This is a genomic window from Pseudomonas sp. (genome assembly GCF_035277045.1).
GTDB lineage: Bacteria > Pseudomonadota > Gammaproteobacteria > Pseudomonadales > Pseudomonadaceae > Aquipseudomonas.
In genome coordinates, this window is the sequence record NZ_DATELE010000276.1 from 179,292 (window position 1) to 191,854 (window position 12,563).

At 65.6% G+C, this 12,563-nt stretch carries 11 protein-coding genes; 4 read left to right on the forward strand and 7 right to left on the reverse strand.

Annotated features, from left to right (window positions below):
- The 4 genes from mdtD (at position 1) to yccS (ending at position 6,415) form a co-directional block, all read left to right on the forward strand.
- On the forward strand, positions 1 to 1,428 hold the full coding sequence (gene mdtD / locus VJS90_RS16865; RefSeq protein ID WP_324122783.1) for a multidrug transporter subunit MdtD: 1,428 nt from the start codon (positions 1 to 3) through the stop codon (positions 1,426 to 1,428).
- A gap of 106 nt (positions 1,429 to 1,534) precedes the next feature.
- Positions 1,535 to 2,872 carry an ATP-dependent RNA helicase DbpA gene (dbpA, locus tag VJS90_RS16870; RefSeq protein ID WP_324123238.1) on the forward strand — a complete coding sequence of 446 codons (1,338 nt, stop codon included), beginning with the start codon at positions 1,535 to 1,537 and terminating at the stop codon, positions 2,870 to 2,872.
- 44 nt (positions 2,873 to 2,916) lie between these two features.
- A complete protein-coding gene (locus VJS90_RS16875; RefSeq protein WP_324122784.1) occupies positions 2,917 to 4,098 on the forward strand; it encodes an NAD(P)/FAD-dependent oxidoreductase in 1,182 nt (393 codons plus the stop codon).
- A gap of 121 nt (positions 4,099 to 4,219) precedes the next feature.
- Entirely contained in the window at positions 4,220 to 6,415 is a 2,196-nt protein-coding gene (gene yccS / locus VJS90_RS16880) for a YccS family putative transporter (RefSeq protein WP_324122785.1), read from the forward strand.
- On the opposite strand, the gene VJS90_RS16885 is transcribed toward yccS, so the two are convergent.
- The 7 genes from VJS90_RS16885 to VJS90_RS16915 form a co-directional block, all read right to left on the reverse strand.
- Entirely contained in the window at positions 6,406 to 6,702 is a 297-nt protein-coding gene (locus VJS90_RS16885; RefSeq protein WP_324122786.1) for a winged helix-turn-helix domain-containing protein, read from the reverse strand. The two genes, yccS and VJS90_RS16885, sit on opposite strands and share 10 nt — an antisense overlap.
- A 17-nt stretch (positions 6,703 to 6,719) precedes the next feature.
- Positions 6,720 to 7,220 carry a M48 family metallopeptidase gene (locus tag VJS90_RS16890; RefSeq protein WP_324122787.1) on the reverse strand — a complete coding sequence of 167 codons (501 nt, stop codon included), beginning with the start codon at positions 7,218 to 7,220 and terminating at the stop codon, positions 6,720 to 6,722.
- A 30-nt stretch (positions 7,221 to 7,250) separates the two neighbouring features.
- Complete coding sequence (locus tag VJS90_RS16895; RefSeq protein ID WP_324122788.1) at positions 7,251 to 9,377, reverse strand: putative bifunctional diguanylate cyclase/phosphodiesterase; 2,127 nt, start codon at positions 9,375 to 9,377, stop codon at positions 7,251 to 7,253.
- A 194-nt stretch (positions 9,378 to 9,571) separates the two neighbouring features.
- Positions 9,572 to 10,636, reverse strand: a complete 1,065-nt coding sequence (gene fba / locus VJS90_RS16900) for a class II fructose-bisphosphate aldolase (RefSeq protein ID WP_324122789.1) — start codon at positions 10,634 to 10,636, stop codon at positions 9,572 to 9,574.
- Between the two features lie 103 nt (positions 10,637 to 10,739).
- Positions 10,740 to 11,072, reverse strand: coding sequence for an MliC family protein (locus tag VJS90_RS16905; protein WP_324122790.1), 333 nt, complete (start codon positions 11,070 to 11,072; stop codon positions 10,740 to 10,742).
- Between the two features lie 65 nt (positions 11,073 to 11,137).
- A complete protein-coding gene (locus VJS90_RS16910) occupies positions 11,138 to 11,356 on the reverse strand; it encodes a hypothetical protein (RefSeq protein ID WP_324122791.1) in 219 nt (72 codons plus the stop codon).
- A 32-nt stretch (positions 11,357 to 11,388) separates the two neighbouring features.
- On the reverse strand, positions 11,389 to 12,552 hold the full coding sequence (locus VJS90_RS16915; protein ID WP_324122792.1) for a phosphoglycerate kinase: 1,164 nt from the start codon (positions 12,550 to 12,552) through the stop codon (positions 11,389 to 11,391).
- Positions 12,553 to 12,563: the final 11 nt, after the last annotated feature.

Here is a 12,563-nt window from a genome sequence, read left to right on the forward strand (position 1 = left end):
ATGCCCGAACGCACACCGCTGGACCCGACCACCGCCCGCTGGATTCCGTGGGTGGTGGCCATCGCCTTCTTCATGCAGTCCCTGGACGGCACGATCCTCAATACCGCCCTGCCGGCCATGGCCCTGGACCTGGCCGAGAACCCGCTGCGCATGCAGGGGGTGATCATCGCCTACATGCTCACCGTGGCGTTGCTGATCCCGGCATCGGGCTGGATCGCCGACCGCTTCGGCACCAAGCGCATCTTCTTCAGCGCCATCCTGCTGTTCAGCTTCGGCTCGCTGCTCTGCGCCCTGGCCAACAGCCTGGGCCTGCTGGTCGGGGCGCGGGTCATCCAGGGCCTGGGCGGCGCGCTGATGCTGCCGGTCGGGCGGCTGGTGGTGCTGCGCGCGTACCCGCGCTCCGAACTGGTGCGGATCATGAGCTTCATCACCATTCCCGGGCTGCTGGGCCCGTTGCTGGGCCCGACCCTGGGCGGCTGGCTGGTGGAGATTCTCAGCTGGCACTGGATCTTCCTGCTCAACCTGCCGGTCGGAGCGCTCGGCTGCTACGCGGTGTGGAAGTTCATACCCGACCTGCGCGGCGCCGAACGCACGGCGTTCGATGGCGTCGGCTTCCTGCTGTTCGGCGCGGCGATGGTGCTGATCACCATCGCCATGGAAGGCCTGGGCGAGCTGCACCTGCCGCACCTGCGGGTGATGCTGCTGCTGTTTGCCGGCATGGCGTGCCTGGCGGCCTACTGGCTGCGCGCCGGGCGCGTGGAGAACCCGCTGTTCTCGCCGCGCCTGTTTCGCACGCGCACCTTCTCGGTGGGTATCCTGGGCAACCTGTTCGCGAGGCTGGGCAGCGGCGCCCTGCCCTTCCTGGTGCCACTGCTGCTGCAGGTGGCGCTGGGCTACTCGCCGTCCCAGGCCGGCATGAGCATGATTCCCCTCGCTGCCGCGGCGATGGTCGCCAAGTCCATCGCGCGCCCGCTGATCGAGCGCCTGGGCTACCGCATCATTCTCACCAGCAATACCTTGCTGCTCGGCGTGCTGCTGTGCAGCCTGGGCCTGGTCAACGAAAGCACGCCCTATCCGCTGCTGCTGGCCCAGCTGGCACTGCTGGGGGCGGTCAACTCGATGCAGTTCACCGCCATGAACACCGTGACCCTGATCGACCTGGACGACGCCAGCGCAAGCAGCGGCAATGGCCTGCTGTCGGTGGTGGCGCAGCTGTCGCTGAGCCTGGGCGTGGCCTGCGCGGGGGCATTGCTGGGCGGCTTCACCGCCGCCGGCAGCGCCGAGGGCGTGGAAAGCACCCTGGGCGCATTCCAGCTGACCTTCCTGAGCATCGGACTGATGGCCATGCTGGCCGCGGCGATCTTCCTGCAACTGGCGCCAACGGACGGAAGGCGTGCCCCTCGTCCGGTTGAACAGATCGAACCTTAGGGCCAAAGGCCATGGGGCTGGTACACTGCTCGGCATTTTTGCCCTTCAGGCCCGCCCCGTGACCACCACCGCTACCGCCTTTGCCACCCTGCCGCTGTCCGCCGCCATGCTTGCCAACCTGGACACCCTCGGCTACGCCCAGATGACCCCGATCCAGGCCCAGAGCCTGCCGGTCATCCTGCGCGGCCAGGACCTGATTGCCCAGGCCAAGACCGGCAGTGGCAAGACCGCCGCCTTCGGCATCGGCCTGCTCAACCCGATCAACCCGCGCTACTTCGGGTGCCAGGCGCTGGTGCTGTGCCCGACCCGCGAGCTTGCCGACCAGGTCGCCAAGGAGCTGCGCCGCCTGGCGCGCGCCGAGGACAACATCAAGATCCTGACTCTCTGCGGTGGCGTGTCGCTTGGCCCGCAGATTGCCTCGCTGGAGCACGGCGCGCACATCATCGTCGGTACGCCAGGGCGCGTGCAGCAGCACCTGGACAAAGGCACCCTGGTGCTCGACGGCCTCAACACGCTGGTGCTGGACGAAGCCGACCGCATGCTCGACATGGGGTTCTTCGATGCCATCGCCCAGATCATCGGCCGCACCCCGTCGCGTCGCCAGACGCTGCTGTTCTCGGCGACCTACCCGGCCGGCATCGAGCAGCTGGCCGCGAAGTTCATGCGCCAGCCGCAGCAGGTCAAGGTCGAGTCGCTGCACACCGATACCCAGATCGAGCAGTCCTTCATCGAGATCGAGCCACAGCATCGTCTCGAAGCGCTGACCCGCGTGCTCGGTCACTACCGTCCGCAGTCCTGCGTGGCCTTCTGCTTCACCAAGCAGCAGTGCGATGACGTGGTCCAGCACCTCAAGTCCAAGGGTATCGTGGCCGAGGCGCTGCATGGCGACCTGGAGCAGCGCGACCGCGACGAAGTCCTGACCCTGTTCGCCAACCGCAGCAGTTCGGTCCTGGTTGCCACCGACGTCGCCGCCCGCGGCCTGGACATCGACGGGCTCGACCTGGTCGTCAACGTCGAACTGGCGCGTGATGCCGAAATCCATGTGCACCGCGTCGGCCGTACTGGCCGTGCTGGCGAGAAAGGCATTGCCGTGAGCCTGGTGGCCCCGGCCGAAGGCCATCGCGCCCAGGCCATCGAAGCCCTGCAGAAGCGCCCGTTGCGCTGGGAGCAGCTCGACAGTCTGAAGGACAAGGGCGGCGAGCCGCTGCTGCCGCCGATGAGCACCCTGTGCATCGGTGCCGGCCGCAAGGACAAGCTGCGTCCGGGCGACATCCTGGGGGCCCTGACCGGTGACGCCGGGATTCCCGGCAAGCAGGTCGGCAAGATTGCGATCTTCGACTTCCAGGCGTTCGTCGCCGTGGAGCGCGGCGTGGCCCGCCAGGCGCTGAGCCGGCTGAGCAGCGGCAAGATCAAGGGCCGCTCGCTGCGCGTGCGGATTGTATGAAGCGGGTCGGTGTCGTTATTGAAATTGTCTAGGGATCCCGCTTCGTGCAAAACACCGACGTAATCATCATCGGCGCCGGCGCTGCCGGCCTGATGTGCGCCCTGACCGCCGCCCAGCGCGGCCGTCGGGTGCAACTGCTCGACCACGCCAACAAACCCGGCAAGAAAATCCTCATGTCGGGCGGCGGGCGCTGCAACTTCACCAATATGTATTCCGAACCCGCCAACTTCCTCTCGCAGAACCCGCACTTCTGCAAGTCGGCCCTGGCTCGCTACACCCAGTGGGATTTCATCGGGCTGGTGGCCAAGCATGGCGTGCCGTACCACGAGAAAAAGCTCGGCCAGCTGTTCTGCGACAACAAGTCCAGCGACATCCTCGACATGCTGCTGGCCGAATGCGACAGCGCGGGTGCCCAGCTGCGCATGGACACCCGCATCGAGCAGATCGAGAAGACCGAGGACGGCTACCTGCTGGAAACCAGTGCCGGTCCCTGGCGCTGCCAGTCGCTGGTGATCGCGTCGGGCGGGTTGTCGATCCCGACCCTCGGCGCAACCGGCTTTGGCTACCAGGTCGCGCGTCAGTTCGGCCACAGCGTGCTGGCAACCCGCGCGGGCCTGGTGCCGTTCACCATCACCGAGCCGCAGCTCAAGGCCTTGTGCACGGAATTGTCGGGCACCTCGCTCGACTGCGTCGCGACCTGCAATGGCACAAGCTTTCGCGAGAACCTGCTGTTCACCCACCGCGGCCTCAGTGGCCCGGCGATCTTGCAGGTGTCTTCGTTCTGGGAAGCTGGCGACACCGTCGAGATCAACCTGTTGCCCGACCACGACGCCCTTGGCTGGCTGCAACAGCAACAGGCCGAACGCCCCAACAGCGAGCTCAAGACCCTGCTCGGCGAGCTGTTCACGCGCAAGATGGCCAACCTGGTCGCCGAGCAGTGGTTCGTGTCCAGGCCGATGAAGCAGTACACCCCCGCGGAGCTGGCCCAGGTCGCTGAAAAACTGTCGGCCTGGCAGGTCGTGCCCGCGGGCACCGAAGGCTATCGCACCGCAGAGGTGACCCTGGGCGGGGTCGATACCCGCGAGGTTTCATCCAAGACCATGGAGTCGCTCAAGAGCCCCGGCCTGTACTTCATCGGCGAAGTGCTGGACGTCAGCGGCCACCTGGGAGGGTTCAATTTCCAGTGGGCCTGGGCTTCCGCCAATGCCGCCGCGCAGTTCGTCTAGGCTTTCGCGTTAGAATCCTTTCCGGCACGGAACGCTTCTTGCTGGTCCGTGACGCCTGGCGGCATACCGTCGCCAGGCACGGTTCATTCTCGACCCCAGCCAAGCAGGCCTTCCGCCCATCATGTCATCGTCGTCTTTCCGCCATTCCTTGCGTCGTCTATGGGGCCAGGACAAGTTCAGCTACAGTCTCCGCGTTCTGATCGCACTCACCGGCAGCATGGCGCTGTGCTGGTACCGGGACGAGATGAGCCTGCTGATCCCGCTGTTCCTGGGCATCATCGCCAGTGCCCTGGCCGAGACCGACGACAGCTGGCAAGGCCGCCTCAACGCCTTGGCCGTGACCCTGGTGTGCTTCACCATCGCCGCACTCTCGGTGGAGCTGCTGTTCCCCTACCCGCTGATATTCGGCTGCGCGCTCGCGGTGTCGACCTTCGCCCTGACCATGCTCGGCGCACTGGGCGAGCGCTACGGCGCGATTGCCTCGGCCACGTTGATCCTGGCGGTGTACACCATGATCGGCGTCGACCAGCGCGGCGGGCAGGTCACCGATTTCTGGCACGAGCCCTTGCTGCTGGTGGCCGGCGCGGCCTGGTACGGGCTGCTCTCGGTGCTCTGGCAGGCGCTGTTCGCCAACCAGCCGGTCCAGCAGAGCCTGGCCCGGCTGTTCCGCGAGCTGGGACGCTACCTGAAGCTCAAGGCCAGCCTGTTCGAGCCGGTGCGCACCCTGGATATCGAAGCCCGGCGCCTTGAGCTGGCGCAGCAGAACGGCAAGGTGGTCGCCGCGCTCAACACCGCCAAGGAGATCATCCTGCACCGGGTCGGCAACAGCCAGCCCAACTCCAAGGTCAGCCGCTACCTCAAGCTGTACTTTCTTGCCCAGGACATTCACGAACGGGTCAGTGCCTCGCACTACCCTTACAACGCCCTGGCCGAAGCGTTCTTCCACAGCGACGTGATGTTCCGCTGTCAGCGCCTGCTGCGCCAGCAGGGCGCGGCCTGCCAGCGGCTGTCCGAGTCGATCCGCCTGCGCCAGCCTTTCGCCTATGACACGCGTTTTGCCGAGGCGCTGGAAGACCTGCACGCCTCGCTCGAGCACCTGCGCCTGCAAAGCAACCCCGCGTGGCGCGGGCTGCTGCGCTCGCTGCGGGCGTTGGCGGCGAACCTGGGCACCCTCGACCGCCTGCTGGGTTCGGCGAGCAACCCCGACGGCCTGGCCGACGCCAGCGACAGCAGCCTGCTCGATCGCTCGCCGCGAAGCCTGAAGGACGTCTGGAGCCGCCTGCGTACCCAGCTGACGCCGACTTCGCTGCTGTTCCGCCACGCCCTGCGCCTACCCCTGGCCCTGTCGATCGGCTACGGCATGGTGCACCTGATCCACCCCACCCAGGGCTACTGGATCATCCTCACCACGGTGTTCGTCTGCCAGCCCAACTATGGCGCAACGCGCCGCAAACTGGTGCAGCGCATCGTCGGTACCGCCATCGGCCTGACCGTGGGCTGGGCGCTGTTCGACCTGTTCCCCAGTCCCATTGTGCAGTCGCTGTTCGCCGTGGCGGCAGGGGTGGTGTTCTTCGTCAACCGCACCACCCGCTACACCCTGGCCACGGCCGCGATCACCCTGATGGTGCTGTTCTGCTTCAACCAGATCGGCGACGGCTACGGGCTGTTCCTGCCGCGCCTGTTCGATACCCTGGTCGGCAGCCTGATTGCGATTCTGGCGGTGTTCCTGTTCCTTCCCGACTGGCAGGGCCGCCGCCTGAACAAGGTGCTGGCCAACACCCTGACCTGCAACAGCCTCTACCTGCGCCAGATCATGCAGCAATACGCCCATGGCAAGCGCGACGATCTTGCCTACCGCCTGGCCCGGCGCAACGCCCACAACGCCGATGCGGCCCTGTCGACCACGCTGGCCAACATGCTGATGGAGCCGGGGCACTTTCGCAAAGAGGCAGATGTGGGCTTTCGCTTCCTGGTGCTGTCGCACACCCTGCTGAGCTACCTGTCAGGGCTGGGCGCGCACCGCGATACGGCGTTGCCCGCGGAGGTGCACGAGCACCTGATCGACGGCGTCGGGAGCAGTCTGGCCAATAGCCTGGACGAGATCGCCAATGGCCTGTCGGCCAAGCTGGCGGTGGCGATCCACAGCGATGAAGAGGAAGCGCTGGCCAACACGCTGGAGCAGATGCCGGAGGAGCTGGATGAACACCAGCGACTGGTACAGACGCAGCTGGCGCTGATCTGCCGGCAGCTGGGGCCGTTGCGCACGCTGGCGGCGCACCTGATCAAGGCGCGGCCGCCGCAGGTGGATCAGGGGTAGTCCAGCACCTGACGGATCTGCCGCAGGTGCTGCTCGACCCACCGGGGGTCCACCGCGCCCCAGTCACGAATCCGGTACTGCCCGGCGTGATGGCGGGCGCCCTCCTCCTGCTCGAACTCGCAGACGATATCCAGGTCGGCCAGCGCGGCGATGGTGTCCTGGGCGGTGCGCCGGGGCATGCCGGTGGCGGCCATCAAGGCCGGGACGCTCGCGGCGCTCTGGCTGTCGATCAGCCAAGCCACATACAGGCGGCGGTAGAAACTGGTCTTGGTCTTGCTCACTTCCATCGGCAGGGTCCTTGGGCTCAGGGCGTGTCGGGCAGTTCCCGGTAGGTCAGGTAGATGCGCAGGTCGAACTCCATCTGGTGGTAGCCTGGCTGCATGTGCTCGCACAGCTGGTAGAACGCCTTGTTGTGATCACGCTCCTTCAGGTGCGCCAGTTCGTGCACGACGATCATCCGCAGGAACTCTGGCGCGGCCTCCTTGAACAGCGAGGCGATGCGGATTTCCTTCTTCGCCTTGAGCTTGCCACCCTGCACCCGCGATACCGCGGTGTTCAGGCCCAACGCACGATGGGTCAGGTCGAGGCGGTTGTCGAACAGCACCTTGTCGAGGTTCGGGGCGTTGCGCAGGTGTTCCTGCTTGAGGCCCTGGACATAGCCGTAGAGCGCCTTGTCGCTCTGCACGGCATGGCGTTCAGGGTAGCGCTGCTGCAGGTAGTCGCCCAGGCGGTTGCTGGCGATGAGCTGGCGTACCTGGTCTTGCAGGTGCGCGGGGTAGGCTTGCAGGTAACGTAGGGTGGTCATGTCACGGTATTAGGCGAGGAATACGCGAGTTTAACCAACCGGGGGCCAGGGCAGGGGAAAATCCTGCACAAACACACTGGCATCCTCGGGCGTCAACGGACGCGCCACCAGGAAGCCTTGTACGTACTCGCACTCGTTGTCGCGCAGCCACTCGGCCTGCTCCGGCGTCTCCACGCCTTCGGCGATCACCGTGATGCCGTAGGCCTTGCACAGCTGGATGACACTGCGCGCCAGCGCCGCATCGGCCATCGAGTCTGGCAGGCGCGCCACCAGGTGGCGGTCCAGCTTGAGGGTGTCGATAGGCAGGTCGCGCAGCATGCGCAACGAGCAGTCACCGGCCCCGAAGTCGTCCAGCGCCACGCGCACGCCCAGGCCGCGCAGGCGCTGTACCTGCTTGATCGCCGCGTCGATGTTGTACATCAGCGAGGTCTCGGCCACTTCCACCTCCAGCTGCGAAGGCGCCAGGCCGTGCTCCTCGATCACCCGCGCCAGTTCCTCGACGAGATTGGGCATGGCGAACTGCGCGCGGCTGAGGCTGATGCCCAGCACCAGGTCTGGCGCGAAGCGGTCGTACCAGGCACGGCGCTGGGCGGCGCCCTTGTGGTAGATCCAGCCGGCCAGGCGGCTGATCAGGCGCGCTTCCTCGAGCAGCGGGATGAACAGCCCTGGCGGGACGTCCCCGGCGCTGGGGTGCTGCCAGCGCAACAAGGCTTCGAAGCCGCGCAGGCGACCGTCGGCGAAGGCCACCTGGGGCTGGTAGACCAGGCTGAACGCCTCGTCTTCGATTGCCTCGCGCACGCTGTCCTCGAGCATCAGGCGTGAGCGCGCACGGCCATTGAGCTCCTCGTCATAGAAGCGGTACTGCTGGCGACCGGCCTGTTTGGCCGCGTACATGGCGGCATCGGCGGCGCGCATCAGGCCTTCGACGGTCGCGCCGCAGTCCGGATAGGTGGCGATGCCGATGCTGACACCCAGGCTGATGTCCACATCATCGAAGCGCTGGCACATCGAGACCCGCTCGATCAGCGTTTCGGCAAAACGCCCGGCCAGCTCCGGAAACGGCAGCTCATCGAACAGTGCCGTGAACTCGTCCCCGCCAATGCGCGCCAGCAGCGCCTGGCTGCCCAGGCATTCCTTGAGCTGCTCGGCAACGCAACGCAGCACCCGGTCGCCGGCCTCGTGACCCAATGTGTCGTTGACCCGCTTGAAACCATCCAGGTCCATGTACAGCAGCGCCTTGGCCGTGTCAGGACGTTCGCTGCGCAGCAAGGCCTCCTCGGCGGCCTGATGGAAGCCACGCCGGTTGAGCAGGCCGGTCAACGGGTCGGTCACGGCCTGGTGCGCCAACTGCTGGTGCAGACTGCGCACGATGGACATGTCGAGCACGGTCACCACCATGGCGCGCTGCTCGCACGCCAGCGGCGCGCACGAGAGCGCGACCGGTACCGGCCGGCCAGTTGCCGTGCGCAGCATGGCGTCGTGCACTCGAAGGACTTCCCGACCCAGATAGGCCTGGTAGAACGCCGACTCGGTCCAGACGCGGGTGGCAAGCTGAAGGAATTCCAGCAGGGCAGCGCCCTGCAAACGTTCGACCGGCGCATCGAGCAGCTGCGAGATGGCCGGGTTGGCAAAGCTGATGGTTCCGCACTCCTTCACCACCAGGATGCCCTCGGCCGCGTTGTCGAGCACCGAGGCGTTGAAGGCGCGAGCCGTCTCAAGCTCGCGGCTCAGGCGCTGGAGCATGCGGCGATTGCGCTGCGGTTCCAGCAAGGCCTGAACCTTGGGCTTGAGGATCTTGGGGTCGAAGGGTTTGAACAGGTAGTCCACCGCGCCACTGGCATAGCCCTTGAGCACCGCTGCGTCGGACTGTTCATTGGCGGTCAGGAAGATGATGGGCGTCAGCCGGGTGCGCTGGCTGCCGCGCATCAGGCGCGCGACCTCGAAGCCGTCCATTTCCGGCATCTGCACATCCAGCAGGACCAGGTCGACGTCGTGGGCGAGCAAGGCGCTCAGCGCCTCCCTGCCAGATCGTGCCGTCAGTACCTGCCAGTCCTGGCGCGCGAGAAGCGCCCGCATGCTGAGCAGGTTTTCCGGGTAATCATCGACAATCAGGACAACCGAGCCGCCATCGAGGGACGGTGTGTGAGCGCAATCCATGCTTTTCTCTTGTAATTGCCGAGTACGACGTGCAATTGGATCCGATTAACACTCTAGACCGCTTGGGCCCAGACGCCAAGATATCAGATGGACATCACGCGTAATAAGTTCAGCATCCGACTGGCGGTATTTTCAGCGCATGAAAAAACCCGATGCGCAGGCATCGGGTTTCGAAGGTCACACGTGCGGCCGGATCAGTTGATCTTGGCTACCAGCTCACCCTTGGCGTAGCGCTGGAACATGCCTTCCAGGGAGATCGGCTTGATCTTCGAGGCGTTGCCAGCGGTGCCGAACGCTTCGTAGCGGGCGATGCACACATCACGCATGGCCTTGACGGTCTCGCCAAAGAACTTGCGTGGGTCGAACTCGCTCGGGTTCTGCGCCATCAGGCGACGCATGGCACCGGTGGAGGCCAGGCGCAGGTCGGTGTCGATGTTGACCTTGCGCACGCCATACTTGATGCCTTCGACGATTTCCTCGACCGGCACGCCGTAGGTCTCTTTGATCTCGCCGCCGTACTGGTTGATGATCGCCAGCCATTCCTGCGGGACCGAGGAAGAGCCGTGCATCACCAGGTGGGTGTTAGGGATGCGCTTGTGGATTTCCTTGATGCGGTCGATCGCCAGGATGTCGCCGGTAGGCGGCTTGGTGAACTTGTAGGCGCCGTGGCTGGTACCAATGGCGATGGCCAGGGCGTCGACCTGGGTCTTCTTGACGAAGTCGGCCGCTTCCTCAGGGTCGGTCAGCATCTGGCTGTGGTCCAGCACGCCTTCGGCGCCGATGCCGTCTTCTTCACCGGCCATGCCGGTTTCCAGCGAGCCCAGGCAACCCAGCTCACCCTCCACCGAAACGCCGCAGGCGTGGGCCATGGCCACGGTCTGCTGGGTAACGCGCACGTTGTACTCGTAGTCGGTCGGGGTCTTGCCGTCCTCGCCCAGCGAGCCGTCCATCATCACCGAGCTGAAGCCCAGCTGGATCGAGCGCTGGCAGACATCCGGGCTGGTGCCGTGGTCCTGGTGCATGCACACAGGGATGTGCGGGAATTCTTCGATCGCCGCCAGAATCAGGTGGCGCAGGAAAGGGGCGCCTGCGTACTTGCGCGCACCGGCCGAGGCCTGAACGATGACCGGAGAGTCGGTCTTGTCAGCCGCTTCCATGATGGCGCGCATCTGCTCGAGGTTGTTTACGTTGAAAGCTGGGACGCCATAACCGAACTCGGCGGCGTGGTCCAGCATCTGGCGCATGCTAATGAGTGCCATTGTGTATCTCTCTCCCGACAAGCGTCGTTTTTTGTCATGCAAGCCCGCCATGGCGGCGGCTGCTGTTCAAGTAGTGTGGGCCACGCAGGGGTGGCCCGGCCAGTCACGGTGCCTTGCAGCCCCGCCCTATCAGATCGTTGGTCGCAACCCAGTACACCAGGCCTTCATCGCCCTGGATGTGCAAGGCCAGTACACCGTCGCTGTACAGCGTGCCCGAGGCACCCGGCTCGGCTCGCAGCCGGTAGACCTGGTCACCGCCTGCGAGCCGTGCATCCACCGCGTCGCGGTTGGCATCGACAAACCGCCATTGCACCTGCGCCTGGGTATCGCATACCCACTGCGTCCAGTTGTCCGCGACAGGTTCGGCGCCGGACGATGTCCAGCGTGTGCATCCTGCCAGTGTCGCCAGGGCCACAAGGGCCATGAGCGCCTTCATCGATTGTCCTCTTGAAGACCACGAAACAGCCGTCTGGTTGCCTGGCTGGCGATCAGCGACGCCATTCATGGGCAACCCGGGGCACGCCGCTGGTGCTCGTCGTCGTACTTTTCCAGGCCTTCGGGGCCCAGGCGCTTGCTGATCACCGGCACCGTCTCGGCTTGCCAGTCGGACTGGTAACAGCCGCCCTTGGGCGCGCCGGGTGTGCCTGCCTCCGGTGCCGGCGTGCCTGAGCATGCGCCCAGCAACGCCGCCATGATCATCACAGGCAATCGCTTGACCATCAGGTCGCCCCCTTTGCCAGGCGCCGGACGCTTCAGGCCTTGGCCCGCTGTTCCAGGATTTCCACCGCAGGCAGGACCTTGCCTTCGACGAACTCGAGGAACGCGCCGCCACCGGTAGAAATGTAGGAGATATCCTTGGACACGCCATATTTGTCGATCGCGGCCAGAGTGTCGCCACCACCGGCGATCGAGAACGCCGGGCTCTCGGCGATGGCCTTGGCCAGCACTTTGGTGCCGTTGCCGAACTGATCGAACTCGAACACGCCCACCGGACCGTTCCACAGAATGGTCTTCGAGGTTTTCAGCAGCTCGGCGAACTGTTGCGCCGTTTGCGGGCCGATGTCCAGGATCATGTCGTCTTCGGCCACGTCTGCAACCGCCTTGACGGTGGCCTCGGCGCTTTCGGCGAACTCCTTGGCGACCACCACATCGACCGGCAGCGGCACGCTGACCTTGGCGGCGATGGCTTTGGCGGTGTCGACCAGGTCAGGCTCGTACAGCGACTTGCCAACCTTGTAGCCGGCGGCGGCGAGGAAGGTGTTGGCGATACCGCCACCGACGATCAGCTGGTCACAGACCGAGCTCAGGCTATTGAGCACGTCCAGCTTGGTGGACACCTTGGAGCCCGCGACGATGGCCGCCATCGGCTTGGCCGGGGCCTTCAGGGCCTTGCCCAGCGCGTCCAGCTCGGCAGCCAGCAGCGGGCCCGCGGCAGCGACCTTGGCGAACTTGGCGACCCCATGGGTCGAGCCTTCGGCACGGTGGGCGGTGCCGAAAGCGTCCATGACGAACACGTCGCACAGGGCCGCGTACTGCTGCGCCAGCTCATCGGCGTTCTTCTTCTCGCCCTTGTTGAAGCGCACGTTCTCGAAGAGCACCAGCTCGCCGGCCTTGACCTCGACACCGGCCAGGTAGTCGGCCACCAGCGGCACGTCACGGCCCAGCGCCTTGGCCAGGTACTCGGCAACGGGCTTGAGGCTGTTCTCGGCCGAGAACTCACCTTCGGTCGGACGGCCCAGGTGCGAGCAGACCATCACGGCCGCGCCTTTTTCCAGGGCCAGCCTGATGGTCGGCAGCGCAGCGAGGATACGCGCGTCGCTGGTAACCACGCCGTCCTTCACAGGCACGTTGAGGTCTTCGCGGATCAGTACGCGCTTACCTTGCAGATCGAGGTCGGTCATCTTCAACACGGTCATGAATCAGAGTC

What these genes read in the sequence shown, in the direction of transcription:
- mdtD (WP_324122783.1), top strand. Translation starts at nt 1, where the DNA reads ATGCCCGAACGCACACCGCTGGACCCGACCACCGCCCGCTGGATTCCG.
- dbpA (WP_324123238.1), top strand. Translation starts at nt 1,535, where the DNA reads ATGCTTGCCAACCTGGACACCCTCGGCTACGCCCAGATGACCCCGATC.
- yccS (WP_324122785.1), top strand. Translation starts at nt 4,220, where the DNA reads ATGTCATCGTCGTCTTTCCGCCATTCCTTGCGTCGTCTATGGGGCCAG.
- VJS90_RS16885 (WP_324122786.1), bottom strand. Translation starts at nt 6,702, where the DNA reads ATGGAAGTGAGCAAGACCAAGACCAGTTTCTACCGCCGCCTGTATGTG.
- VJS90_RS16890 (WP_324122787.1), bottom strand. Translation starts at nt 7,220, where the DNA reads ATGACCACCCTACGTTACCTGCAAGCCTACCCCGCGCACCTGCAAGAC.
- VJS90_RS16895 (WP_324122788.1), bottom strand. Translation starts at nt 9,377, where the DNA reads ATGGATTGCGCTCACACACCGTCCCTCGATGGCGGCTCGGTTGTCCTG.
- fba (WP_324122789.1), bottom strand. Translation starts at nt 10,636, where the DNA reads ATGGCACTCATTAGCATGCGCCAGATGCTGGACCACGCCGCCGAGTTC.
- VJS90_RS16905 (WP_324122790.1), bottom strand. Translation starts at nt 11,072, where the DNA reads ATGAAGGCGCTCATGGCCCTTGTGGCCCTGGCGACACTGGCAGGATGC.
- VJS90_RS16910 (WP_324122791.1), bottom strand. Translation starts at nt 11,356, where the DNA reads ATGGTCAAGCGATTGCCTGTGATGATCATGGCGGCGTTGCTGGGCGCA.
- VJS90_RS16915 (WP_324122792.1), bottom strand. Translation starts at nt 12,552, where the DNA reads ATGACCGTGTTGAAGATGACCGACCTCGATCTGCAAGGTAAGCGCGTA.